The 25,872-nt window shown below is 52.5% G+C and carries 24 protein-coding genes and 1 riboswitch; of the genes, 7 read left to right on the forward strand and 17 right to left on the reverse strand.

The features are described 5' to 3' along the window. Positions 1-80 precede the first annotated feature (80 nt). The 4 genes from moeB to AN477_RS15235 form a co-directional block, all read right to left on the reverse strand. Positions 81-1,397: a molybdopterin-synthase adenylyltransferase MoeB gene (gene moeB / locus AN477_RS15220; protein WP_054970021.1), complete on the reverse strand. Its 1,317-nt coding sequence runs from the start codon at positions 1,395-1,397 to the stop codon at positions 81-83. 93 nt (positions 1,398-1,490) lie between these two features. Next, the gene (locus tag AN477_RS15225) at positions 1,491-1,763 is read right to left on the reverse strand and encodes a MoaD/ThiS family protein (protein ID WP_054970022.1); all 273 of its coding nucleotides are present in this window, start codon (positions 1,761-1,763) and stop codon (positions 1,491-1,493) included. Beyond that, positions 1,760-2,824: a WD40/YVTN/BNR-like repeat-containing protein gene (locus AN477_RS15230; RefSeq protein WP_054970023.1), complete on the reverse strand. Its 1,065-nt coding sequence runs from the start codon at positions 2,822-2,824 to the stop codon at positions 1,760-1,762. Before AN477_RS15230 ends, AN477_RS15225 begins: the two co-directional genes overlap by 4 nt. A gap of 228 nt (positions 2,825-3,052) precedes the next feature. Then, positions 3,053-5,047, reverse strand: a complete 1,995-nt coding sequence (locus AN477_RS15235) for an acyltransferase family protein (RefSeq protein WP_054970024.1) — start codon at positions 5,045-5,047, stop codon at positions 3,053-3,055. Positions 5,048-5,758: 711 nt separating this feature from the next. On the opposite strand from AN477_RS15235, the gene AN477_RS15245 reads away from it, so the two are divergent. Beyond that, positions 5,759-6,040: a hypothetical protein gene (locus AN477_RS15245; protein WP_054970026.1), complete on the forward strand. Its 282-nt coding sequence runs from the start codon at positions 5,759-5,761 to the stop codon at positions 6,038-6,040. A gap of 209 nt (positions 6,041-6,249) precedes the next feature. Here the strand turns inward: AN477_RS15245 and AN477_RS15250 are convergent, their stop codons facing one another. Then, positions 6,250-6,927 (reverse strand): hypothetical protein, encoded by a 678-nt coding sequence (locus tag AN477_RS15250; RefSeq protein WP_054970027.1) that lies wholly within the window; start codon positions 6,925-6,927, stop codon positions 6,250-6,252. Between the two features lie 198 nt (positions 6,928-7,125). Continuing rightward, positions 7,126-7,253, forward strand: a riboswitch (cyclic di-AMP (ydaO/yuaA leader). A gap of 4 nt (positions 7,254-7,257) precedes the next feature. Here AN477_RS15250 and AN477_RS25270 point away from each other — a divergent pair. The 3 genes from AN477_RS25270 (at position 7,258) to AN477_RS15265 (ending at position 11,252) form a co-directional block, all read left to right on the forward strand. Continuing rightward, on the forward strand, positions 7,258-8,292 hold the full coding sequence (locus tag AN477_RS25270; protein WP_054970028.1) for a lytic transglycosylase domain-containing protein: 1,035 nt from the start codon (positions 7,258-7,260) through the stop codon (positions 8,290-8,292). 443 nt (positions 8,293-8,735) lie between these two features. Beyond that, on the forward strand, positions 8,736-9,800 hold the full coding sequence (locus AN477_RS15260; protein WP_054970029.1) for an AI-2E family transporter: 1,065 nt from the start codon (positions 8,736-8,738) through the stop codon (positions 9,798-9,800). Between the two features lie 24 nt (positions 9,801-9,824). After that, positions 9,825-11,252, forward strand: coding sequence for a cryptochrome/photolyase family protein (locus AN477_RS15265; RefSeq protein ID WP_054970030.1), 1,428 nt, complete (start codon positions 9,825-9,827; stop codon positions 11,250-11,252). 5 nt (positions 11,253-11,257) lie between these two features. Here AN477_RS15265 and AN477_RS15270 read toward each other — a convergent pair whose 3' ends face one another. Genes AN477_RS15270 through AN477_RS15285 form a run of 4 tightly spaced genes read right to left on the reverse strand, consistent with a single transcriptional unit; the run spans position 11,258 to position 15,892 of the window. Then, a complete protein-coding gene (locus AN477_RS15270; protein WP_054970031.1) occupies positions 11,258-11,974 on the reverse strand; it encodes an SDR family NAD(P)-dependent oxidoreductase in 717 nt (238 codons plus the stop codon). Between the two features lie 2 nt (positions 11,975-11,976). Then, positions 11,977-13,098: an amidohydrolase family protein gene (locus tag AN477_RS15275; RefSeq protein ID WP_054970032.1), complete on the reverse strand. Its 1,122-nt coding sequence runs from the start codon at positions 13,096-13,098 to the stop codon at positions 11,977-11,979. Between the two features lie 12 nt (positions 13,099-13,110). Beyond that, on the reverse strand, positions 13,111-14,463 hold the full coding sequence (locus AN477_RS15280; protein ID WP_054970033.1) for a glutamine synthetase family protein: 1,353 nt from the start codon (positions 14,461-14,463) through the stop codon (positions 13,111-13,113). Positions 14,464-14,488: 25 nt separating this feature from the next. Then, a complete protein-coding gene (locus AN477_RS15285; RefSeq protein ID WP_054970034.1) occupies positions 14,489-15,892 on the reverse strand; it encodes an APC family permease in 1,404 nt (467 codons plus the stop codon). A 316-nt stretch (positions 15,893-16,208) separates the two neighbouring features. On the opposite strand from AN477_RS15285, the gene AN477_RS15290 reads away from it, so the two are divergent. Together AN477_RS15290 and AN477_RS15295 are read left to right on the forward strand one after the other, a co-directional pair. Beyond that, complete coding sequence (locus tag AN477_RS15290; protein ID WP_054970035.1) at positions 16,209-16,562, forward strand: SPW repeat domain-containing protein; 354 nt, start codon at positions 16,209-16,211, stop codon at positions 16,560-16,562. A 34-nt stretch (positions 16,563-16,596) separates the two neighbouring features. Further along, on the forward strand, positions 16,597-17,100 hold the full coding sequence (locus tag AN477_RS15295) for a CBO0543 family protein (RefSeq protein WP_054970036.1): 504 nt from the start codon (positions 16,597-16,599) through the stop codon (positions 17,098-17,100). A 1-nt stretch (position 17,101) separates the two neighbouring features. Here AN477_RS15295 and AN477_RS15300 read toward each other — a convergent pair whose 3' ends face one another. The 5 genes from AN477_RS15300 to AN477_RS15320 all read right to left on the reverse strand — a co-directional run bounded on the left by AN477_RS15300 (position 17,102) and on the right by AN477_RS15320 (position 22,223). Continuing rightward, positions 17,102-17,827: an alpha/beta fold hydrolase gene (locus tag AN477_RS15300; RefSeq protein WP_054970037.1), complete on the reverse strand. Its 726-nt coding sequence runs from the start codon at positions 17,825-17,827 to the stop codon at positions 17,102-17,104. Positions 17,828-18,066: 239 nt separating this feature from the next. Further along, positions 18,067-19,470 carry an amidohydrolase family protein gene (locus tag AN477_RS15305; RefSeq protein WP_054970038.1) on the reverse strand — a complete coding sequence of 468 codons (1,404 nt, stop codon included), beginning with the start codon at positions 19,468-19,470 and terminating at the stop codon, positions 18,067-18,069. A gap of 54 nt (positions 19,471-19,524) precedes the next feature. After that, positions 19,525-20,400 carry a VOC family protein gene (locus tag AN477_RS15310; RefSeq protein ID WP_054970039.1) on the reverse strand — a complete coding sequence of 292 codons (876 nt, stop codon included), beginning with the start codon at positions 20,398-20,400 and terminating at the stop codon, positions 19,525-19,527. 139 nt (positions 20,401-20,539) lie between these two features. Next, positions 20,540-21,505 carry a fumarylacetoacetate hydrolase family protein gene (locus AN477_RS15315; protein WP_054970040.1) on the reverse strand — a complete coding sequence of 322 codons (966 nt, stop codon included), beginning with the start codon at positions 21,503-21,505 and terminating at the stop codon, positions 20,540-20,542. Beyond that, on the reverse strand, positions 21,480-22,223 hold the full coding sequence (locus AN477_RS15320; protein ID WP_054970041.1) for a FadR/GntR family transcriptional regulator: 744 nt from the start codon (positions 22,221-22,223) through the stop codon (positions 21,480-21,482). The genes AN477_RS15315 and AN477_RS15320 overlap by 26 nt, the downstream gene beginning before the upstream one ends. A 193-nt stretch (positions 22,224-22,416) precedes the next feature. Here AN477_RS15320 and AN477_RS15325 point away from each other — a divergent pair, with 193 nt between their 5' ends. Further along, positions 22,417-22,953, forward strand: a complete 537-nt coding sequence (locus AN477_RS15325) for an NADPH-dependent FMN reductase (protein ID WP_054970042.1) — start codon at positions 22,417-22,419, stop codon at positions 22,951-22,953. Positions 22,954-22,958: 5 nt separating this feature from the next. Here AN477_RS15325 and AN477_RS15330 read toward each other — a convergent pair whose 3' ends face one another. The 3 genes from AN477_RS15330 to AN477_RS15340 all read right to left on the reverse strand — a co-directional run bounded on the left by AN477_RS15330 (position 22,959) and on the right by AN477_RS15340 (position 25,793). Next, on the reverse strand, positions 22,959-23,918 hold the full coding sequence (locus AN477_RS15330; protein WP_054970043.1) for a COX15/CtaA family protein: 960 nt from the start codon (positions 23,916-23,918) through the stop codon (positions 22,959-22,961). Between the two features lie 129 nt (positions 23,919-24,047). Next, positions 24,048-25,043: an RnfABCDGE type electron transport complex subunit D gene (locus AN477_RS15335; protein WP_054970044.1), complete on the reverse strand. Its 996-nt coding sequence runs from the start codon at positions 25,041-25,043 to the stop codon at positions 24,048-24,050. Between the two features lie 147 nt (positions 25,044-25,190). After that, positions 25,191-25,793, reverse strand: a complete 603-nt coding sequence (locus AN477_RS15340; RefSeq protein ID WP_054970045.1) for an FMN-binding protein — start codon at positions 25,791-25,793, stop codon at positions 25,191-25,193. Positions 25,794-25,872 lie beyond the last annotated feature (79 nt).

The raw sequence follows: 25,872 nt of genomic DNA on the forward strand, positions 1-25,872 counted from the left end.
AATCTCGATGACTTCCAATTACCCCCCAATTACCCTGAATCGGCAAAAATGGCACCCCTCGACAGGGTGCCATTTTGATGTTACGTGATAATTTGAGAGCCGGACGCTCTCCACGCCTGCATTCCGCCGGTGAGTGTCCAGGCTTGGTAACCTAGTGCGCGAAGGTACTCGGCTGCATGTGCGCTTCTGACCCCTGCGGCGCAGACGACCAACACTGGTGCTTGCAGCAACTCTTCAGAGGACAGGCCATCCAAGTCTTGTAAGGGGCAGTTGACTGCGTTTGCCATGTGACCTGTCGCAAACTCCTCCGGTTCGCGCACATCGACTATGGTGAGACGCGGGTCTTGCATCAGCTGCAGTGCTTCCTCCACATTGACTGAAAATGCTCCGGCACCTTGGGCTGCTTCAGCAGCTTTCCGCGCTTTCGCTGACACATCCCTTGCTGGCGATACGTCAGCAGCTGGAGAGACGCTGGACGACGACGACACACCGGCTGCTGACACATCCCATGCTGGTGATACGCCGACCGTTGATACATCCCATGCTACCGAGACGCCAGCCGTTGATACAGCGGTTGTGGACGCAAAGCCGCAGAAGTCCGCATAATCAATCGGCGCCGTAACGCTTGGAAAGTCGCCGCAGACAGCACACTCCGGATCGCGAGAAAAAGGCATCCGCTGCCAACTGCTGTTTAAGGCGTCGTAGAGTAACAATGTACTCGCTTCAGGCTGACGCAGTTGTAGCAGGATCTTTAAGGCTTCAACCGCCTGCATGCTCCCAAGCACACCCGCCACAGCGCCAAAAACACCGGCTTCGGCGCAGTCAGGTACGGTCCCTGGAGGCGGCGGAGATGGAAACAAGCAGCGATAACAACCATGCCCTGGTCGAAACACACTCAACTGACCCTCAAACCGCAATATTGCAGCGTCGACAAGTGGCTTTCTCGTGAGCACCGCTGCGTCATTCACCAGATAGCGGGTCGGAAAGTTGTCACTCCCATTGACAATGAGGTCGTACTGGTCAAACAGCTCCATCACGTTCTCTGAGGACAAAAATTCCGGGTGCTCCATGATACGCACGTCGGGGTTCACGGCCTTCAGACGCTCCGCCCCAGACTCCGTTTTCAGCCGGCCAATTTGGCTTTCGTCATGCAGGATTTGACGGTGCAGATTGGACAGCTCGACCCTATCCCCATCGACCAACCCAACGGTTCCAACGCCGGCTGCAACAAGATAGGTGGCTGCAGCCGAACCGAGGGCTCCTGCCCCCACCACCAACACCCGACTGCCAAGCAATTGTCGCTGACCGTCAAACCCAACCTCCGGCAAAACCATCTGCCGCTGATATCGGCCGATATGGTGGGCCGTCAAGGGCGGCCTTGTTGTCTCCTCTGCCATCACGTTTTCCCCCGCATCGTAACTAACCTCTTTATTCATGCGTCTCCGAGATGGTTCACCTAAGGAGGACTTAAGTCGGTCTCAGCCTGTTGGTTATCCGCCGGAAATTGCGTGAAGAATCCATACGTCCGACCCGTCAGTCAATTCTACCGAGGCATGCGCACGCGGTGGCAGTCTCCTGCCGGAGATAAACACGCTCAGGTTTTCACGGAAGCGTCCATCGGCTTCAACCAACCGCGAAGCCATCCCTGGATACTTTTGGTTGAGTCCCTGCAAGGCGTCGCTGCAGGTTGCCGCCTCGAGCATCATCACTGAATCCGCGCGAAACTCCTCTGTCAGAATCACCGACAGATGAATCGTAATCATGATTCCTCTTCCTCCGCTGCGACGACCGAGTAGATCCTCGGTAAATGTTCGGCAATCAAATGCCAACTGGCACCTTCATCAAAAGAGTGATAGACCGATCCGGAAGTTGTGCCGAAGTAGAGTCCGAGTGATTCGTGGTGGTCTGTTGTAAACGCATCGCGAAGGATCCCGCTGAAGGATTCGGGCAGCCCGTTATTCAGTCGTTCCCATTGTCGCCCAGCATCAGAAGTACGATATACGGCTAACTGGTGCTCTGGAGCCCACCGCGGCCAGCGCTCCACCGGGAGCACGTAAGCGCGGTCGGCATCGGCTGGGTGACCCACAATCGGAAATCCGAAGTCGGACGGCAGACCCTCGCCGACATACTCCCAGCTGTCACCTGCGTCATCGGATCGATAGACGCCGCCGTGGTTCTGGAGCCAGATACGGCCTTGCTGACTTGGCGAAAGCCAAAACTTGTGGACACATTGACCCGATTCAGGATATTGCTGATCTTCCGGCATAAACTCGGCTCGAATACCCTGGTTAATCGGTCGCCAATGGTCGCCTCCATCGTCCGTCCGGTAGATGCCACCCGCAGAACAGGCGATGAACAGGCGATCGGGCTCGAACGGATCGGGCGCAATTGTGTGCAGACACTTGCCTCCGTACCCGGGCTCCCAGGTGGCATGGGTGGGGTGCTCGCGCAGAGCCTGCACCTCCGTCCATGTGTCGCCTCCGTCCATGGAACGAAAGAGGCCGCTCGCCTCTACGCCGGCATAAACAAGGCTTTCCCCGACTGGTCTAATCGACCACACCCTCGTCACGCGTTCCTCGTCGTCAGGGCCGTATTCGAGCCCGCTTCCGCCTGTGTCCCAGTTCTCGCCCCAGTCCTTCGAACGCCGAACAGATGGGCCGTAAAACTCGGAGTTAACGCCAGCGTACACCGTATCTGTGACCGGATTGTACGCACTGGTGTAGACTGCGTCACCCAACAGCACGGGTCCCAACGCACGCCAGTTCTTCCGGTCATCGGAGTGATATCGAAATAATCCTTTCGCGGTACCTACCAATAGATACACTGCAGGCACATCCTTTCGCCCAGATAGGGGCTGTCAAATTTTGATTTTTCCGCATTTTTGGTGTATGTACAATTAGATTGAGTATAAGGGATGACAAAGAAATTAGGTACTCCTTTCTGTGGGTTCAGTCGTGGTGTGAAGACATGAGCTTTCGAACGATTGCAACAACAAAAATAACCCGAGCTGCCGATGATATCGACGGCCCGGGTCTTTCCACAACTCACATTATCACTGCACGGCCTTCGCCAGTATGGATGCGTAATATGCCGCACCTTGTGGATTCAAATGCACGCCATCCGGGTAGAAATCGTTGTTTAGGTTAGCGCTGAGAGCATACCAGTTGACCAGTGTAATGTTTGGATAGCTTGCCGCCACACTGGCTAGTGTTGCATTGACGACGTCCTGCCATGGCCGCGGAACCCGTGTATTCACGAGGACAATCTGCTTTACGGGCCCAAGGTCTTGAATCACCGTAACGAGTTGCGCCTTGGTAAACGGACCATTTGTACCTAATTCAATAATCACCCGGTCACCGAGTTCTCCATTTGCCTTTAACCTTGCAATCTCACTTGGTGCTTGAATCATCTGACGTCCGACCAATCCATCGACTACGATACCTGGAAGAAGCTGTTGCAGATACGGCTTTGCATCCACCATGACAGAGTCACCAATTGCAGTTACACCCTTGCCGGAGTGAAGCGGAGATAACTGCTGGGTGGGCAAAGGTGCACTCTCTCCCGAACTAGACTTTGTGGGCGGGGAAGATGTTTTGACGTCGGCCTTGTGCTTATGGTTGATTTGGCTCGGTGTCAGCGATACTGACGAACCCGCCTTCGCAGTTCCCCCCTGACTCGAGTTGGAAACCGTTGACGGCTGTCCGGCCCCAGCTTCGGACGCAGTCGAAGTTTCATTTGCGCCGGTTGATGGCAACGCCCCTGTCGCCAGACCAGATCCCTGTTTGTCAGACGCGCCAGTGTTCACAGCAACCGCTTCGCTAGACTTGGCGGCGGCCTGCGGTAAAAGCTCCGTCATACCCATACTCGCACCAATCAGCAACAAGACTGCAGTATTCCCCGATAGCAATTGCCTGCGCCAACCTGTTTGCTTACGATGCTTGCCGCCTTCCTTGATTCCCGTCTGATGTTTTGTCAGGCCATAGCGAATCGGCTTCTCAACAAAGCGATACGACAGCTCAGCAAGTACAAAACTAGCCGCGACCTGGAGAACAGCGCGCAAGACGTTGTAGTGACCAGTGTCCACTGACGGAGTGGTCAATATAATCACCGGATAATGCCACAAATAGATCCCGTACGAGCGAAGCCCTAACCAACGCAGAGGTTGAACGCCCATAATCCGGCCGAATCGGCACGCTGGATGAGCTGCCGCCGCGATAGTAATTGCCGTGAGTACGGATAAGACAATCATGCCCCCGCGGTACAAAAACGTTTGATACTCATTTGTCTGCCAGAATAAGATGAAGATCCCAATGAGACTCAACAAGGCTGCTGCGTCAAGCGCGTTTCTGCCCACTCTCGAAAGTGACATAGACAGTTTTCGACTCGGCCAACCGATAGCCAATGCCGCACCAATCAGCAAGCTGAAGGCGCGTGTGTCAGTGCCATAATACACTCGGCTGGGATCTGTGCCAGGATGATAGAGAACACCCATCGCCGTGGCGGATGCTGCTGCCCCAATCAAAACCAAAGTGAGCAGCCAACCTCTGCGTTTCAAAAATCTTAACGCAAGCAATAAAAATAGGGGCCAAACGATGTAGAATTGCTCCTCAACAGCCAATGACCAGAGATGACCCAGGGGCGTTGGCGGACCAAAAGAAGCGAAGTAGGAAACTTTGTGAAAAATAAACCACCAGTTACTAACATAGAAGATGGCTGACCACGCGTCTTCTTTCAAAGCAAATAGTTGTGTTGGTTGGAACGACGCTACCCAAAGAAGAACTACAATCAGCATCGTGAGCATCGCAGGAAGGAGGCGTCTCGCCCTTCGAGTCCAGAAATGCTTGAGACTGATCCTTCCTTGTACCTGCCACTCTGCAATCAGCAAATCGGTTATCAGATAACCCGATAAAACAAAGAACACACCCACACCAAGCAACCCGCCCGGTGCAAAACTCAAGTTGAGATGGTATGCAATCACAGACAAAATGGCAATTGCGCGGAGTCCGTCTAACCCCGCTATGTATCGACCGTTTCCCTTTCGTTCCATGCTGTCGATGTCCCTCCTCGGTCGCGGCTTGTCGATTAATCTGCTTCCACATCTTCCACATGCTCCAATATATATAACTCTGTGGACTTTCAGAATCTCGCTGCTACAGGGTCCTGAAATATTGAATCGACGGGCAACAGAGGTACAAAGCGTGTGTTCCATTACGGGGATTAGAACCCTAACTGTTCTTAGCGTAACAACTTCTTAGACGCGTGAACAGTAGATAATGTGACGATCTATGACAGAAATTTTTCGTCATCGTTAGACTTTTTACGAGATTACTATCACGTGGGACGTTCTTCACGCATTTCGACTGGTGATACAATACAGGTTCTCTAGAACAAATAAAGCTGTCATTGCAGTAAAAAAGACATATCCCCGCACAAGGTCTCCAATCAGAAAATAGGTCCACATGCAAAGAAACACCCAGGACACAACCTTGGATCGTCGTTGTAAACGCATCTTGTACATATGAAACGCGTATCGCATCATACTCAGTCTCACTCACTCCATTTGGATTCGTATTTTTATTTCTTATCCTCAAGTAGTGAGAATATACGTGCGAGATTTGGGTTACAGGAAAACTGGCTCACATCTCCTGCCTCAGAACGGGAGCGGAAGTGTACACCCAGGGTGAAGGTGTATGACACTCTGTGGGAATTGGGAACCCTCTTGATGGACATAGAACATCAATCTCAGGGGGACAAACGTGTGGAGGAGAGAGAATACGTCGCACAAACGGCTGATACCGGGGAATTCATCCCTGTTTTGGCTGTGGATAGATACCAAGCATTACGAGAACTTGCGGACGTGTCTATCGAAGGACTGTATATGGAATCTCAATCACCGAATACAGCCTTTTTACCAACTCGAAAATACGAACGTCACTTGGTTCGTCTCAAAGACGGGGGGTATTTCATCCTCGAACAACATGAAGAGCCTATTGAGCGTGAGACCATTGACAAGATTTACGTGAATGTAGAACTGAATTAACCCTGATGGTCCTCTTAAACACACCAATAGCCACCGATATCGGTGGCTTCTCATGGAGTACCTTGCAACAGGTTTGAACTAAGAGTACCATGCCAAATGCGCGAAATTTGTCACACTGCGCCACCCCGAAAAAGAAATTTCAGTACAACATTCTTCGTTTGCAACGGTGTATTCACAGGTCCAAAATGACCTGAATCAGAGGCTCTTCATCAAAAATCATTGACCCAAACCGCTCGAAAATACTTTCCGTGAATTTTGACGGCCAGCGTCCGCTCTGGATTTGAATCTGGAACGGAGTAGAGTGCGGTTCCACCAGGCAATGTTCTGGATACAAATTCAATATACCCCTCACCAATGACATTTACGTCCCCATAATGTTGTCCGATATTCGGCACAGGGATATTTTGTACCTCGTAATATCCTTGTTTGTGGGTCGCGTTCTTCGAATAGACCGAGATCGTACCGAGAGTACGAACGGGAACATTGACCGCTTTTAAATACCCACCCTGCCAGGGTACGGCGACCGCTTCAACAGGACTCACCCCACGGATACGATAGACAACGGTGCCCGGTGCAAGCGTGTTTGAGATGATAGCACCGACCCTGGTTGACGGACTGGAGATTCGAAAGTACTCCTTGCCAGTCTGCGTTACCCCAATCAGGGTGATCTGGTACAAGCGGTAGCCTTCAAACCCAGTCAATGCAATGGTCCCCCCCGCCGGAGACACGCCTTCGTCCTCTGTGACGACAAACGATGAGGATGCCGTGCCCCCCCGTATCCCTACTCGATTTACAAGTTGTCCACGAGTTGCCACATCGTAGTGCAGAAACAATCCCGAGGAAATCAAAACCATAAAGGGTACAGCCGAGAAGAATCGCTTGAGCATCCGGGCCACCTCCACTAGATTGTATGAGGCAGCTTGTCTCTCCATCCACTCTTCGCGAACGTTCGCTCATTCTCTGGGGCCATTCCACAATTTGCATGCTTCTGAAACGGACATAACCGCGATTCTAGCAGTCGAAATTTGTTTTGACAGGTTTGTTGAGTGCCACCACACGACGACTGTCTATCTGGGTCTTAAAACAACGGTGATACGCCGAACCATCATTGGGCGGGGGATATCTTTTCTGGGGTGAAGGACGCCAACGCGTCCCGGGCAACCTTTCTGTCCGAATCCGTCAACTAACCTCGCAGGCGATAGAAGGGAGAGCAACAAATGAATCAGTTCAATTATGCCCTTGTAACGGGTGCGGGTGCTTTATGTGTCCTGGCGTCAGCCATGGCAGCAGCGGCGCCCTCTGTGCCCACCGTCTCGGGCACAGCCGCCCTGTCTGCTATTCGTACCGCATCTTTTCCAGCCATCCGGAATGCTGTAACGACAACATCTGTCCCAGCAGCCCAGACTGCGTTTGCACCACCTTCCATGGAAGCCTCATCGGAAGCCTCATCGGAAGCCTCATCGGAAGCCTCATTGGAAGCCTCATCGTTGCCCGTGGCAACCCAAAATCATCTGGAGCCTCTGATGGCTGCAACCGAAAACACGGATAAATTGGTCGTCAGTGTACTGAAACAAGAACATCAACTGACGTCTTTGAATACTGGCAACACAGGCGAGGCTGAACCCAGCTACAGGAACAACAACATTGACCAGCAACGACGCTTACGCACAAAAAGCTCACCCGTGCCAGTGAAAAATGGCGTCTCTCAAAAAAACAACACACCTCGAGCCACAGAGCCCCCCCATCACACCGGCAACATTCGCGCTTCGGCCCTTCGGACTTCGACTTCGTCTGTGCATCCATCGTCTGTGCATCCATCGTCTGTGCATCCATCGTCTGTGCATCCATCGTCTGTGCATCCATCGTCTGTGCATCCGTCGTCGACTGTGCCGGGTGCTCCGTCTACTTTGATTCCAGTGTATCAATCTGCAGGCGCACGGTACGGGATCCCTTGGACTGTACTCGCAGCGATCCACAAAACGGAAACTGACTTTCGAACCTCCAATTGTCCAGAAAGCAGTGCAGGCGCCAAAGGCCCAATGCAGTTTCTCCCTGCCACCTTCGCCGAATACGCCGTAAAAGCTCCTGGACAGAGCGGACCGCCGAACATTCAAAACGTGGACGACTCCATCTACACAGCAGCTCATATGCTTGCGGTAGACGGTTTTTCACGCAGTCCGTCAAGGGCCATCTTTGCCTACAATCACTCGAATCAATATGTGAAGCAGGTAGAAACTACAGCGGGTCTATGAGAGCGGGTCTATGAGAGCGGGTCTATGAGAGCAGGTCTATGAGAGCAGGTCTATGAAATCCAGCAACGAGATCATGCCATGGACTGTTCGGAAACGGCTCATTCATTCACCACAAACAGTCAACACACCCTTCACAAATAATTGATATTTACACTGTATCATTCACGTAACAGCAAGATTCGACTGCTTCGGTTTGACCCCCACACTTGGCGTGGCCGTCACATTTTTGTGGCGGTCCTTTTTTATGCTCCTCCTGCTCTGTCGACAACAGACAACTCTTCGTCACAGTTGGTGTGCCGATAGTGCAATATGAAGGCGTTATTGTGTCTAATCACACATTTATCTAATTCATACAAATTGACAGATTTAACATTGACCAGCAACTTGTGAATCCCGACCGGGAAGTGGTAGATTACAGAGAATCGGACGAAGGAGTGCAGCCCATGACGTTTTATAAAAAATACGGACGAACGATCTTTGACATTGTGGTGCTGGCGGTTTCGGTGTACGTCATCCTGAAGGTGGCATCGTATCTGTACCACATTGCTGCTCCGATCTTTTGGTCGTTTGCTATCTTTTTGCTGATTGAACCGCTTGCTGCAATGCTTCATCGGCGAGGCATGCGTAAGTCAATCGCGAGCGCCATCTCGGTGCTCATTTTCACCTTCGTGTTGATTGGGCTGCTCGCCTTGCTCGGTATCGTGTTTGCGTCAGAATTGACGCAGTTTGTCAGTCGGTTGCCCTACTACAGTACCCTTCTGCAAAATGCTTGGAACGACGGTCTTCAAGCATATTTGGCGGCGCACGGGGTACACTCTCCTGCTCTGCCAAAACTGATTCAGTACATTCAACAGTATTTTCACCAAATCACAACATTCCTGTCTCATTTGTTCGGCGGCCTATTGTCGACCGCAACCTCTCTGTCCAAAATCGTGACAGACTTATCACTTGGCATTCTGCTAGCTTATTTTCTCAGTCTTGAGCAACAGACCTGGTTACGCGTCTACCAGAAAGCTCCCCAAGACCTGCAAGACATGATGGGGTTCTTAAAAGAAAATGTGTGGGTGGGGATAGTACACTATATCAAAGCACAGTTGCTGTTGATTGGCATCACTTTTGGCATCTCATATATCACACTGCTTCTGATGGGAGTCGGGAGTGCCTTCATTGCTGCAACACTGATTGCCATCTCCAGCATCGTTCCCATTCTTGGCATCAGCGCCCTGTTCATCCCGTGGCTTTCCTACCTGCTTATCACGCACCAGATACATTTGCTGATTCTCATTGGGATCCTCTACCTTGGGATTGGTCTCTTTCGACAAATCATCGATCCCAAAATCATTGGTGACTCACTCGGCGTGTCCGGCTTTACGATGCTGGCACTGATTGTTCTCTTTACCTCTTTATTTGGACTAATTGGGGCCATTCTCTCACCGTTTTTGACCATTCTTATCAAGGCACTGTACACGGAAGGGTACCTCAAAAAGTGGATTCACTTCCCGAGTTAAGACGTGTTTTCAGGAGGTCATTCATTGGCAAGAGCAACCATCGTCTGGTTTCGCAACGACCTGCGCATCACTGACAATCCGGCACTCTGGCGGGCCGCACAAAGAGGACCCGTCATTCCGGTTTTTATTCATTCTCCGGACGGCGCACCCTATGGTTACGCTGGTGAGGCAGCGGCATGGTTCATCCACGAATCTGTAACCGCTCTCGCTTGTTCTCTCCGCAAACTCGGTACTCCTCTCGTCATCCGTCGAGGTCCTGTGCTCTCGGTGCTGCAAGACCTGGTGCAGGAAACGAGTGCTGACGCACTCTACTTCAACGCTCGCTACGAAGCCCCGTCACGGGCAATAGACGCAGATATTGTTCAGCATTTTCGTGCTTCAGGCCTCGCCGTTGAGCGCACGCATGCGGGGATGCTGATGAAACCAGGTGCGGTCCTGAGTGAAAAACAGCAGCCGTATAAGGTGTTTACAGCATTTTGGCGTCAGGTTATGAGGCAGAACGTCATGAAACCCTTACCTGCACCTGCACACCTAGTGCCGGTTTCAGACCAAGTGCAGTCACTCAGTCTCGGTGAAACCGGCTTACTGCACTCTGTTCCTTGGTATGAAAAGCTGTCCGAGCATTGGCAGCCCGGAGAACAGGGCGCCATGACGCAGTGGTCGCACTTCATCGATCACGTCCTTTACGGTTACGCATCGGGCCGTGACTTTCCGGCTCATGATCACGCCTCACGGTTCTCACCCTATTTCGCCTCCGGTGCGCTTAGCCCAAGGTGGGTCTGGCACCAACTGCTGACGATGCGTGAAGCACGCGAGATCCCCGATACAGACATTGAGGGGTTCCTGCGCCAACTTGCCTGGCGAGAGTTCGCCTATGACAACCTCGTTCATGTACCGGATATGGTCCATACGCCGATGCGCCGGGAATTTGAACGATTCCCGTGGCGAAGCGATCACGATGCGTTGAGGACGTGGCAACAAGGGCGAACAGGGTATCCCCTGATTGACGCCGGAATGCGTCAACTTTGGGAAACCGGATGGATACACAACCGCGTGCGCATGGTGGCGGCATCATTTCTGGTCAAACATTTGCTTATCTCGTGGACAGAGGGGGCCGCGTGGTTTAAAGACACACTGGTGGATGCAGACGTGGCAAACAACACCATGGGCTGGCAGTGGGTCACCGGCTGCGGGTTTGATGCATCCCCGTTCTTTCGAATTTTTAATCCTGTCACGCAAGGGGAAAAATTTGACCCAGAGGGGAACTACGTCCGCCGCTGGGTCCCTGAACTACGCCAACTTCATCCGCGTTTCATTCATCGTCCATGGGAGGCACCAAGGCACGTGCTGCGGGATGCAGGAATCGAACTCGGCATAAATTATCCACTCCCAATGGTCGATCACGCTGCAGCCCGAGCACGTGCCTTGCTCGCATTTCAATCGATCCGCTGACGGCGTCACATCACTTCGCCGCCGTTTGGGCTGAGGACTTGACCCGTGAAATAGTCCCCGCTCACTGCGAGAAATCGAACGGTATCGGCGACTTCTTCCGGCGCTGCAAAACGTTGCAGAGGGATGGACGCCATGTAGGCAGTCCGTTCCTTTACGCTTGACAGAGCCGGACCAGAAGTAACCGGCCCTGGAGCCACACAGTTCACGAGAATACCATATGGAGCGAGTTCTCTGGCCAAGGACTTCGTCATTGAAATGAGTGCGCCTTTCGATGCCGTATAATGAACCATCTCGCTTCGGCCAAGAAGCGCAGTCTGCGATGCGATGTTAATAATCCTTCCACACTGTCCATTCATCATGGCTGGTACAACAGCTTTCATCATGAGAAAGGCGCCTCTTGTATTCACTGCCAACATGCGGTCAAACTGCTCCGTGGTCATCTCGAGAAATGGAACCCGCTCCTGAATACCAGCGTTATTCACCAGAACCTCAGGCGAACCAAGCTGCTCCTGAATCTGCCTGACGCCGTCCTTGACGGATGCTTCATCGGATACATCAACGTACACGGCGACACCGCTGATTTCACATGCTAAATCTTTAGCGGCCTGCTCCTCCGTGACGTAACATATCCCAACATGAAATCCGGCCTCAGCGAGTGCAACCGACACTGCCCTGCCAATCCCGGTGTTTCCCCCGGTGACCACAGCAACTGGCTTCGTCATCCTCATCTCCCCTGGTACAGCTGATGCGCGTTGTCATGAAATACCATCTGGGCCCAGTACTCGTGTGTCTCGACCGACGTAAAGCGCGAAAGAGGTTGTGACTGCATGTGGTGCTCGAACGCATCCCGGTACAGTTCTGCGGCCACTGCAAACATTTCCGGCCTCGTGTGGGCATCCGATGCAAACAAAAATCGACTATACGGCGCTAATTCCAAGGCTTCTGCTACCACCCGTCGCGAGGCACTGAGTCCGAGCGGGAGAATCAAAGAAGTGTCAAAATATACACCTTCATAGACACTTGCTAAAAATCCCGCCTCACGTTGATAGGGGTAGGTGTGCAACAGCACAACGGACAATCCTTGCGGTGTGAAAGTTTCGATAAAGTCCTTCATGTGCAGCGGATTGCCAAGACGAAGGTCTGTATCCGGGTCTCCGTAACCTGTGTGAAACTGCAGCGGCAACGACTGTTCCGCCAGGAGCGGTGCCGATTCCCAGACCAGGAAATTGAGCAAGGTCTCACTGGTTAGTCGGGGCGATCCCGATGCCTTCCACTGTGCATACGCTGCTTTGGCATCCTCTTCAGAGACCTTGTGTAGACCGAGTCCACAGCGATAGGCGGCAATCGACTTTCCTCCAATATACCCGTGCACCCTTGCTTGACTGACCTCGGCCCGAACGTGCTCCCACCAGTCAGCAAACGACGAACTATCTTCGTATGCGGCTTCCGCGACCGACTCGAGCCGTAAGACGGGGTAAGTACGTGTACCGGTGACTTCCCCCAGCTCTTTCAGTCCAAGCGCTTCACGTGGCGCAAAACCAGTATCAACGTAGAGTGCCTCATAACCCGCGTCCTGAAAGAGTGCCTGACAATAGGCCTGATAATCTGCCTCTGCCAAGACGCTCGCAACATCGTCGTAAGATGTCACCTTTCGCCCAGTGTAGCGAGACACATACTCAAGGACGGCATGCCAGATGGGACGCTCCAACAGATCCCGAAGCGGGTATGTCGAGGGCGCTTCCGATGTCACACGCAGCAGTGCCTCGGCATCCCCTTTGCGTGTTTCGCTGACAATGGAGTGGCAATGATGGTCAATCAATGGGATGTCTGCAGTTGTTGTAGCCATCTCGTACCTCCCTTAGAACTTGTAAAAATGGTGTTTCAGCTCAAACGCGGTGTCCTGTTCACTAAACGCAGCGTACTCTGAACGCTTTACAGCTGTATAGGATCGCGTCAGCAAATCGCCGAGGGTCTTCGTAAAAAAGCTGTCTGCTTCAAGGGCATCGACCGCTTCCCGCAAGGTTGATGGCAGGCGAACAATGCCCCGCTCTTCCCGCTCTCGTTCGGTGAGCGTCGCGGGATCAACCTCCACACCTGTTCCAGGGTGCCAATTGTTGCGAATCCCATCCAACCCGGCCGCCACTGTGGCGCCAAGGGCTAAATAAGGGTTTGCGGAGGAGTCACTCGATTTCAGTTCCATATTCATCGACTTCTCCTCATTTCCCCAAAATGTAGACGCGATACGAACCGCTGCCTCCCTGTTGTCTGGTCCGAAAGCGGTGTACGCTGAGCTCCACGACCTCGGATTCAGTCGACGATAGGAGTTGAAGCTCGCACAGGTGATGGCGACAAGCCCCGGCAAATGGCGGAGTATCCCGGCAGCAAACTGATAACCGGTTTGACTCAATTTGTAGTTGTCACTCGGGTCCCAAAAGAGGTTCTTCTTTCCCTCTCGGTCCCACAGACTAAAGTGAATATGCGCGCCGTTCCCCGCCTCATTCGCAAACGGCTTTGGCGCAAAGGAGGCAACCATGCCGTGTTGTTTTGCTACAGCCCGTACCGTCTCACGGTAGCGAACCTGGTTGTCTGCTGCAGTCAGAAGGTCCGTCGGGCTGATGGACAGCTCATGCTGCCCGTGACCAAGTTCCGGGTAGTACTGTTCGGGCTGAATGCCTTGTGCTTTGAGTGCACGCATAATGTCCAGAATCACTGGGTTGCCGACGTCCATCGCAATGGAACTGAAGCACAAGGCTTCATCAATTGGGACGTACTGTCCATTGTCATCGATACGCGCGAGCGTAAACTCGTCCTCGTACGTCGCCATGATGCTGATGCCCATTGCTTCAGCCTGTCGAATCACTGACTTCAGAAAGCTCCGCGGACAGGCTTCCCACGGCTCGTGATTGAGGCTAATCTGGTCGCACATCATCACAGCAACCTTTGGTGAGTACGGGAGAACGCGGAACGAATCGGGATCGGGCATCAAGCGTACCTCACCGACAGGTCCCATCTCCGGAATGGGTTGCAGTTGGTCGAGCATATTCATCGCCATCATGGCAGGGGTTAAGCCAATGCCCCCTTGCATCCTGCTCCTCAGGTGGTCTACGTGTGTCAATTTACCGCGGATGGTACCACCGTTGTCGACAAAGAGGAATTCGACGAGTTCTACTCCAGCTTCTTCTGCTTGACGTACGACATCATCCATATTCATTGTGTCTGCCTCCTCTTGTACTTGCTCAACCGCCTACTTCTACCTCAAGGTCCTTCACAATGCGTGCTGCCAGGCTGGGATCACGTGAAGATTGCAGATTGATGATGACAATCCCGACGATAATCCAGACCAGTGCAATGTATGGAAACAGGTTATACGGGAACGCCGGAACGGGATAGACGTTTCCATAGACCGGCCATAACAGGACCAAAAATCCTACAATTGGGATGATGAGATGACGGACCACCGAATACGATCCGTCCAACTTTCGCCGCCTAAAGTAACGGATGGCAGCAAGGTTGATTAACAGATAGGCGACAAGCAATGTAAAGGTGCCGATAGTACCAAAGTAGGCATAGAAGTTCGATGCGCCGACAGGCAATCCAACAATTACGTAGAGTACGACAGTCAAGATGCTGATGGTGTGTACGGCTGTATGCGGTGTTCCATGATGATGGTGGACACGGCTTAAAAACTTTGGCAAGGCTCCGTCACGCCCCAGTGCAAAGAGCATCCGTGAACCTGCATTCGCAGAACCAAGCGAACAGGCAAATGCACTGATAAGTGCGGCAAAGTCCACAAACGTGCCCATTGCGCTGCCTATGTACGTAGATGCAAGTGTATCCAGCGGTGCACTAGACCCTGCGAGCTTGCTGACGTTCCCCACACCAAAACCGACCACCTGCGCATAGCTTACAAAAACATAGAAGATACCGGCTGCAATAACCGTTCCATAAATCGCTAGTGGAACCGCTCTGCGCGGGTTTTTCGCTTCTTCTGCAAGCGTTGACGCACCCTCGAATCCAGCGAATGATAGTACGGCGAAAATCATGCCAGCACCGACGCCCGAAATGCCAACAGAACCAAACGTAAACGGAGCCCCAGTATTTCCTGCATGGCCCCCTTTGCCAACAATCACGAAGGAGAGAACCAACACGACGACAATCGAGATGCCCTCGAGCAACAAGGCTGCCCGCGTCGAAAGCCGAATATCTCGAAAGGAAAAGAACCATACAAGTGCAATACCAATCAAGACTAGAATAAATTCTGGGACGTGCAGGCCGAAGTGAAGCAGAAACGCATTTGCAAAGTTTCCAAACAGTGCTGCACATCCAGCTGAGTAACAAAAATAGGTTGCAGTGAGGGCCCATCCGCTGACAAAGCCCGTTTTGGGCCCAAGACCTTGTGCGTTGTACGCGTACACGGACCCAGAGTGTGGAATGCGCTTGGAAAACTCAAAGAATGACACTCCCACAAGCAACATGGCAATCGTTCCGACCAAAAAGGACAGCGGAACACTTGCTCCTGCAGCCCCCGCTGCAGGAGCTGTGTTGAACGCCATCGCCATGGTGGGCGCAACGATGGATACCGATAAGGCCAGCACTTCAATCATGGACAGGTAATTCTTCCTTAACTTCTGTTCAGCCATCGTCTTCCCTCCCCTTTATCGCTTTGCAAAAACTAACGGCCAATCAAACAGCATTGCATCGACATCCAGAAAACTGTTATATGTTGACACTTATTTGTTCATTCACCCTCTTTCATATTTATAAATATTCATACTCATCAAATAATTATATTAAACATCATAGCAATCTTTCCTTTCCTAGCAATAGAGGTTGTAAACATTGCTCACATCCACCACTAGGACAGGTTACAACAGATGCGGGTTACAACAGGAGTTGCTTAAATCGGAAACGACTGGGCAATAATATGGGGAATTCAGGGGAAAGTAGGGATTCTTCATGAGATGGCGCAATACTGTCAATGCCTTTATGGGCCTATGGATTATCGTATCTCCATGGATGCTTCGCGTTTCACATCAAGGCAATGTGCTTGCATCCTGTGTCATGGGCGGCGTCGTTCTGTGTCTCGTATCCATCTGGGGGGCCGTTGCAGATAATTGGAGTATTTGGGGATTCGTCATTTCTGTGGCTTGCGCACTGTGGTTTGTGATTCAGCCATTTTTGGGACACTACGAGAACGGGGGACTCTGGGGCATTGTGGTGCCCGGCATCGTCGCGTTGTTTCTCGACTTCTGGACGTGGATTACATTTCCGACATCCGGGTTTAAGGACGGTTCAGAAACGCGGACTTGACCGCCATCATCATGTTGCCCAGGGAGACAGTGATATGGTTATCCTAATATTCACACTGGTTTTCGTTGCCGCTTTTTTCCTGACCAGGTCCTACAGGTTCTTTGACGAATACTACGATACCGCGGTTTTCATCAGTTGTATGTCGGTCCTGTTTCAATTACTCTGCCGAGGGCACTTGCTGTGGTGGTTTCAAGCGTGGGGGCTTTTCACGGATAAACTGTCCTCCCTTACCCAATTCGTTTTGATGTTCCCTTTTAGCACTGTACTGTTTTTGAGTCATATCCCACGAAAGAGATTCCATGCAGTTCTCTATTATCTCGGATTTGTTGCAGTGTACGTGTTGATGGAGGTATTCCTGAACCTCCATCATGAAATCATCTATCGGTACAATTGGAGCTTCTTCTGGTCCGTATTGATTGACTTTTGCTTATTTGCTGTGGAATGGGTTCACGCAAAGAGTTGGAAGATTGCGGTGCCCATTTCAGCTTGTATGATCGCCTTTCTGATGGTGTGGTTCCGAGTGCCCTTAGATGTATGATTCAGAACGGCAGTTTACAGTCACTAAGCCTATCCGAGACTCTCCTGCGAAACGCTCGCAGTGTACCTGCAACTTCTTCAGGGCGCTCGAGCATCACGTAGTGACCAGCCTCGTTTACCACCACAGCCGATGCAGTTCCACTCACTTGTTGAAGATCCGCACTCGCGGTGGGTGGAAGCAGTCTATCATCGGCTCCGTAGACCGCGAGAACCGGGATATTCAACCTGGCAATGGCCTCACGACCATGGGTGAACTCATTACAGGCCTGATAGTCCAAAAAGGTCGTCCGTGGCGACACGAGACACCGTTCTTTACGCTCGTGTTCCAGCAATTCCGGGTCCAACGGCTTTCGATAGGACGCGTAAAACAGGGACTCCGGAAATGTTCCTTCTGCCAGTTGCGACAGTATCTTGCTATGCACCGGCAATACGTAATGGCTTGCGACCAAGACCAGCCCTTTCACGTGCGGATTTCTGGCTGCAACCTCAATGCCAATCAGTCCCCCCATTGAGTGACCTGCCACGATGACATCGGTATTCATCATTTCTGAGACTCCTTCGGCATACGCCTCAATCGTCTCGGATGGAGTACCTTCATGGGTGCCATGACCTGGCAAATCGACGTACACGTCTGCCGGGTCTGAGAGTCTGTCTCGAATCGACCTCCACTTGGACTGTGTTCCGCCAGCACCATGGATAAATAGAAAAGGGAGAGTATCTCGACTCACTTCGACGTCCTCCTCAAGGATGGGGATAGGATAGAAATAGGATGGAGAAAACAGACTCTTTATCTGACAGGTCCGTCGGTGTCTAAACCGTTGACAGGTCTGTCGGCGTTTGAACCGGCGGCCCTCTTCCGAAGAGTCTGTCTCCTTCACTCCTTCATGCCAGCCTATCTTATGTCATCGGATTGGTATTCCAATGCTTACAACGTCCGCGTTATGGATGGCTGGACACGTCCGGCCAATCAACTCTGTGCGGTCGTCGTCCCTTGCTGCAGGGGCCATGCACCTTCGGGCACGCCGTACTCCGCGAAGATGTAGTCGCGCGTCTTTGCCGCGAGTGCACTGATGCGGCCCATATCCACATCGAGCAAGCGTCCGCCCCGTTTCACCGCACGACCCGCCACGAAGACGGAGTCCACGTTGCCTGTGTGGGCGCAGAGGACGACGGCGCCAATCGGATCATTCACCGGAGTGAGGTTGATATCGGTCGCGCGAATCATCACGATGTCAGCCTGTTTACCAGGCGTCAGAGAACCGACCTTGGACTCGAGCCCGAGCGCCCGGGCTCCGTCAATCGTAGCAAACTTCAACACCTCTCTCGCACTGATATTCAGTTTGTCGGGCATTTCCCCTCGCCCAAGGATTGGCGCATTCACCCGCTGGCGATCCGCTTGAATTGCAAACTTCATCTGTGCGAACATGTCGCCTCCGGTGGACGTAACAACGTCGATCCCGATGGTCGGACGCCCGCCCTGCTCAAACAACCGCCCGGTCAAGGGATAGCCGTGTCCCATCATCATCTCGACTTCCGGTGTGACGGAGACGGAGGTTCCGGTCTCGGCAATCATCCGACAGGCTTCATCCGTAATGGAATTCGAGTGAACCAGGTTCATGTCCGGACCGAGGAGGCCTGCTTCGTACATCTTTTCAATTGAGTGATCGACAAATCCCCAGGAACCAAAACCAACGTGCATGGAACAGATGGCGTCGAGTTCCCGTGCCAACTTGATGTCGTGGAGCGTCGCCTCCCAAGAGGAGAACTCCGGACCTCGAATCGCAAGCCCCATGGTGAGCAGTTGATCAGTAGAGGAGAAATACTTTTCCTTGAGGCGCTTTGCATCATGCGAATGCGTCAACTGACTGTCCCGCGACCAGAAGTCACCCGCTCCAAGAAGCGGTGTCCCGTGTGCGAAAACAGCACGGATACCGGACTCTTGGAGCGCCCGCACCATTTCGTCGCCGTGCTCCGGCGAGTTGACCATCGACCAGTCGAGCAAGCTCGTGATGCCAGCGTCAAGAGCTTCGAGGGCGCCGAGCAGGTTGCCGATGTACACGTCTTCCGGTCGCAGCTTGCCGCCTAGGCCGCCAAAGTATAGGTGACCGAGGTAAGTCTGCAAAGACCAATCTGCACCGGCGTTACGAATGACTGACTCCCAGACATGTCGGTGTGTATCGACGAATCCAGGCAGCACAATCATCCCGGTTGCATCAACAATCTCGGCGTCAGAAACGTCAAGGCCCGGCTGTACAGCCGTGATTTTGCCATTCTCGATGAGGATGTCTGCGTTCTCGAAATTGCCCAAGGAGTCGTCCATTGTGAGCACACAACCGTTTCGGATCAGAACCTTCTCACTCAGAGTAACCATTCCTCTCTCGTTTTGATTGCATAACCACGCGCTGCTGCCTGTACAAGCGACCGTTTATACGAGCGACTGTTCGAACGAAGTTCCCCAGCGCGTCATGCACTCCTCGGTTCCCCACACTCTTGGCTTTTGCGGGAAGTTCTCATGCCAAGGACGCGGCTCGAACATCCCGAGTTCAGGAATGTAGATATCCGCGTCGGTGAAGAGTTCAATCATGTTTCCATCGGGATCACGGTGATAAGTTGCGATGTTGTGGCCTGCACCGTGGCGAGACGGGCCCCACAGAATTGGGATATCATTTTTTCCCAGGTGGTCCATTGCACTGATGAGCTGAGTGTAGTCCCGCAGTTCAAAGGCCAGGTGATGCATCGCTTTGTGGTCTGAGGTGGCAAAGTTCAGCACGTGATGATCGCGATTACAGGTCATAAACCCGAAGAAGTCCTCAATCCAATCTGTATTTGTAAAGCCAAATTGCTTGTAGTACTCGACCGATTGTTTCGCGTCTTTCACGCGCACGGAAAGATGCCCCACTTTGTTCGGCCGAACCCCGTGGGCCTGAAACCCGGGTGCGGCAACAGACATCTCAGAGAAGAGGTGGACGACGTATCCATCGAGATCGTGAAACTCAACGAGTTCAGGAATCCCGGACACCGCGTTGGTCTTCAAGGAAGCCTTAATACCGTTTCGGTTTAACTCCTGCGCAGCTTCCCGGGCTGAGATGTTTGGCATCAGTTGCAGACCAAATCCGATTAAACCGCTTTCATCCGACGTTGACAGCATGATGTTGTGGTGATCGATGGAAGTGCTTACATACGCACGCTCGTCATCCTGCTCGACGACCGACAAGCCGACGACACCCTGGTAATACCGAAGCATTCTGGCAATTTCCGGGGTGCCAAAGTGCACATACGCTAACCGAAAAACCTGTACCATGCCCTATCTCCTCCTGTTATTGTTGCAATAATCAGTATAAATCAGCGGCAAGTCGGACGAAGCGGCCGTGCACCAGCCACGATTTCAGCTCATGCGCGCTGGTGCACACCGCATGCTTCAACGGCTGATTATGTGATGTTTACTTTGAGCTGACAACCTTGTTGCGAAGTTCACCGAGATCGGCGCGACCGTCCGCTGAGCGTACGGTGCATACCATCTCGTCACCATCGTTCAGGTAGTTCGTAATGTGGGATTGGCTCTCCATCAGGGCTGCCCGTTTGTCCGCAAAGGATACGGCTGGATCGTTCATCACCTTTGCCACATCTGGAGACATCTTCAAGGCTACGCCGCCGGGGGTGCCAGTGAGAACGAGATCACCAGGGACTAAATCCAGGATCTCGGACAGCTCCGTCAGAGTCTCTTCCGGCTTGAACAGCAATTGACTCGTATGCGCCGACTGACGAACTTCCCCGTTCACATACAGGTTCAATTCAAGCTCATGGATGAGTGCGGCCTCGTTATCATCAAACAGGTACAAGTAGGGACCGACGGGACAGAATGTGCGGTAGCTCTTGCCTTTGTACCACTGCCCCTCTAACATTTGAACATCTCGCGCCGAAACGTCGTTTGCGATGACCATGCCAGCGACGTAATCAACGAAGTTGGACTGGGTGATCTCGGTGCGTGCTGTGATGTCCTTACCGATAACCAGACCGACCTCAACCTCGTAATCCAGCAAACGCACGTTGGAAGGGCGAACGACATGATCGCCGGGGCCTGCAAGTGCGCTGTCCGATTTGTAGAAAATCAGATTGTACGGCGCTCGTTCGGGCTTCATGCCTGCTTCAGCCCTGTGGTTGGCATAATTGACGCCCTGGCAGACAATTTTTGTCGGCTTCGTCACAGGACTTAAAAGCTGTACGTCACTAAGTGAAATACTGCCATTTTCCACCTCGGCTGCCTGATGTACTGCACCTCGACCTGCTGTGAGCAGCGATCCCAGTGAGTCAAACTCACCTGCAATGGGTTCTATTTTGCCTGTGCTTGTGAGTACACCCCATAATACCCTGCTGCCATTGTTAAATCGTGCGACTCGAACTCCCATGCGGTTTCCCTCCGTCTTCTCGATTTTCTATCAGCACTGTGACGCTGTCCAAGAGTTGCGTCATCATCTGGTGCGCACGTTGTTCATCGCGGCTGCAGACAGCATCCATCACCGCCCGGTGCTGCAAAAGCGCCTCTGAAGGCGAGTGTTTTTGGGCTTCCTTCAAAATCGGAATGGTCGTCTGACGGCTGTACATGAGCGCATCACGCATGACGCGAATCAGGCTCAACATCAGTTCATTGTGCGCGGCTGCGATAATGCGGTCGTGAAACTCATAGTCTGCCTTCGCCCACTCTTCATCATTGCCGAGTGATGCTTCGAGCTGTTGAAACGCGTTTTGGATGGTTACGAAGTCTTCTTCGGTCGCATTTCTGGCCGCTAAGGTCACTGCAGCCGGCTCTATTACACGGCGTACTTCCACCAATTGGAGCAGGAAGTGTTGGTTTGGCGAAGCATCAACGGACCATTGCAGAACATCCCTGCTCCACCACTGCCACTCTTCCCGCGGCTGGATCGTCGTTCCTACTTTCGGCAGAGATGCAACAAGGCCAAGCGCAGAAAGTCCCTTTAAAGCTTCCCGCGTCACCGTTCGACTGACACCGTTCATCTCACTGAGCACTTCGACGCTTGGCAGAACCAGACCGGGTTCCAGAGCTCCGCTGACAATCTTGCTGCCGATTTCATGCAGTAGTTGGCCACTCAACTTTCTCGAGTGCATTCCGGACCCCCAATCCCATGTATCAAGGACTCTGTATTAAATAATATTATTTAATGATTATTCGGTCAACAATCTGTTTTTCTTCGCGCAAGTTTAGATATAATATTCTAAAATTAGTACGAGACTTACAGTGGTAAAGTCATTTAGTACGAGACTTACAGTGATAAAGTCATATTGATGTCGGAGGGATTGTATGAAGCTTGTCGGATTGGTTGGCAGTGTCCGGAAAAACTCGTACAACGCGATGCTGCTCAACTTCCTCGCCAAACGTTATGAAGACCAATTTGAGGTCGCTGTCGCGGACATCTCTGCCTTACCCTTTTTCAATCAGGATGAGGAAAATGCTCCCCCCGCTGCGGTACAAGACTTTAAAAAGAACATACTCGACGCGGACGGATTGCTGATTGCAACGCCCGAGTACAATTGGTCAGTGCCAGGTATTTTGAAGAATGCGCTAGATTGGTTATCTCGAGGAGAACGCGTCGCGGTTGGTAAACCTGTGCTGATTGTAGGTGCCTCTACAGGCATGATGGGCACCCTGCGCGCTCAAGTGCACTTGAGGCAGATCCTCAGCAGTCCCGGACTTGACTGCAGGGTGCTTCCCCCTGGTGGAAACGAAATCTTGGTCACATTTGCAGCAAGTAAGTTCGACGAAAGCGGACAACTCATTGACGAACCGACCGTGTCTTTTATCGACACCGTCATCCAGAAGTTTGTCCGCTTTGTGTAACCGGGTCATCTTGCTTTGGAGGAGTGGCGGAGGATGACCGAACTTTGCCTTCGGTGCTCAGCGACCAGTCGTTTTCGCGCGAGGTACGTCTCTGACACCACATAGGCGACAACGCCCATAATCAAGCCTGACACGGCCCAGTGGATGGTCACGACAACCAGTTCCAGGCGCACAGCAAGCGAGACCAAACCCAACAGCCCTTCCACCACGATCAGTGCGACCACCAGCACCGCCATTTTCGTGAACCGCTTGCGTTCGAACGCATAGGAGGCAAATAACACGCCCGCAACAATCAACAGAACAGCCGTCGCCACATGAACATCGAGTAAGACATGCGACAACAACTGTGACGGCGGCGTGTACTGATGATGACTCCGAATATAGCTATCCTGACCAAACAGTGCCTGACTGGCACCTGTATGACGAAACACCGCACCCGCGGCAACCGCAATCATGCCTGCTGCGTACAGAAACCACGCAATCCGGGTCAGGCTTCTGCTTTCAGAATCCGGCTCTGTCGATACAATCCCCTGTTTCAAATTGTATTCCCGCTCAGCAAGGTTAGACAAATGAACGAACAGGGACAGCATAATCATACTGTTGACCACATCGACAACAGACGCCGTGCCGGGAAAAACGAACAACACAATGAGTCCAGCGTAGACAATCTGAACTGCCAATGAAAGCATTCCGAGGACACCGGTCCAAATCATCGCGCGGTTGTGTCGATAGGAACGAAGCATCCAGACGAGGAGCCAAATCACCAATACCCCTAAGAGAAGTGCGACGGCCCGGTGGACCAGTTCAAAGATGAGCGATCCGGTAACCGGAATCGCGCCCGAGTTACTGCATACCGGCCAACTCGGACACACCAGCCCGGCGTCCTCACCGACGATCACCCCGGCCAGAACCATCTGCACGCCAATGACAACTGTTGTTATCCAGGCAAGATGATGAAATTTCATAAAAAGAACCATCCTTCCGCTCAGCTATCATTCAGAATAGCATGACCCTTTGCGGAATACCGGATGGTTCTTCAGTCACACATAACGTTTATGTGAAGAATCTGTAGATGAATTGTGAACTCCTGCCGATTACCCGAACATCTCGTTGCGCGGCTTTGCTTTTTCGGTTCCGTTCTGTGTATACGCCTGAGCGGAAGCCTGATTGGCACGGCTGGCACGAAGGAGACCAACTGCACGCCATGCATTGGCAGCCAGGAGTCCGATCAGCAGATACGCCAGTCCCCCGACCGCGAGATAGACCGCTGCACTGACCACTGCCGCGACGACGCTGAATGTGACTTGCTCGGCGTACTTGCCTGGTGACGTAGGCGGATCGGTCAGCATAAAGAAACTCATAAACAAAGCAGCGTTAACGAGTGGCACGCGCAAAGCGTCACCCGGCGTGAACGAGGCATTTCCCAAGTGCAGAGACGCCGCGAGCGTCAGAATGAGAAAGTACGTGCCAAGGTAGACGAACACCTGCGGCCACTTGTTCACGCGGGAAGTAATAATGACACCGGCAATCAGCAACAGCGGCAGGAAGAGTACCGGCAAGTCCGCGAGATCGCCCCACCAGCTCTGCCCCGTGTGAAAAACAAAGAGCGTAAGCAAAAGCGCAAAAGCAGCCGGATTGAAAATCGGCTTTCTGCCAATCTTAAGGATGTGCTTAGAAGCTACGGCAATGGCGGAGGTGAGTACCACCACCGGCCAGTGAACGGTGCCGCTCAGTACCAGGCCGATAATCAGACCCGTAACCATGCCGCCATCCGGGAAAATGCGTTTGTTTTTTCGCATCAGTCCGACGACAACATCAATGGCTGAAGCCGTGACCATTGCAATCACAATGTTGGCGACACCGGCTCTATCGGACGCATGAATAGCCCCGACGACCATCAGCCCGAGTAGAAGCAGCATGACCGTCCCTTTCGGCGTTCGCAAAAACTTCCGAAGCGGCCCAGGAGGCGGGGTCGGCCGCGTGCTTGTGGTGCTGTTTGTTGCACCCGGTTGGTTGCGATGCATGGATGGCGAGCCCATCTGGGCTGTTCTCTGGCTCACCGGACGTTGGTTCTGATCATTTGAACTCATCCGTCATATCTCTCCTCTATCGCCATGTAAGATGCGGCTTTCACAACTGCCATGCGACATTGATAACTGATCCATCGTTTATGAGATTCGGCAGTTTATGAGGTAAGGCAGTCTCGTCTGACCGCGACCGGATTGCGCGCCGTCTTCCTAGCCCTTGTAGTGCGGATTCTGTGCTTGCTGCAGAGCTTGCACCACTGCATAGTAGAAGTCCTCGGTACTAAGCGTTGCGCCGGACACCACTGGAATCTGCGTCGTTTGGTGTGCGACCACGTAGTCCGGCAATACCGGATCGATATACGACTCAGGGTAGTGCGTGTAGCAGGACGTGATTTGAACGTTGGCGATTTTTCCGCCGTGAACCGTGACACTCACAGATACTGCGCCAATTTGATTTGCGGCCGATCCGTTGTAAGTACCATCGAGGTACTGCTGCGTGGTATTTGCCGCCTTTGATGGACTCGAAGAAGTACCAGAACTTTTGCCTTGTGCGGCGTTTGAAGAGCTGCTCGCTGAACTGCTCCGGGATGCATGTGCTGCAGTATTACTAGTCTGGCCCCCGCTCTTAGAACTCGAGCGACCGGACGACGATCCGCTAGCTTGAGACGCGGCATTGGACGCGTTGCTGGCGGAGGAACTCGATGCGGCCAGGGCGGTAGACCCAGCGGCTGACACCGAATATCCAGTTGCATATATAGCCCCTACCGCCAACGCAGATAACACAACGAACTTCGGACTCATTTTTGTAGCCAATCTACAACCCTCCAAAATGTTGAACCCATGTATGTCTCACGAGAAGTAAAAACCGTTGCCTATGTCTTCTTTTATATGT

The sequence above is a fragment of the Paenalicyclobacillus ferrooxydans genome, assembly GCF_001399675.1.
Taxonomy (GTDB): domain Bacteria; phylum Bacillota; class Bacilli; order Alicyclobacillales; family Alicyclobacillaceae; genus Alicyclobacillus_B; species Alicyclobacillus_B ferrooxydans.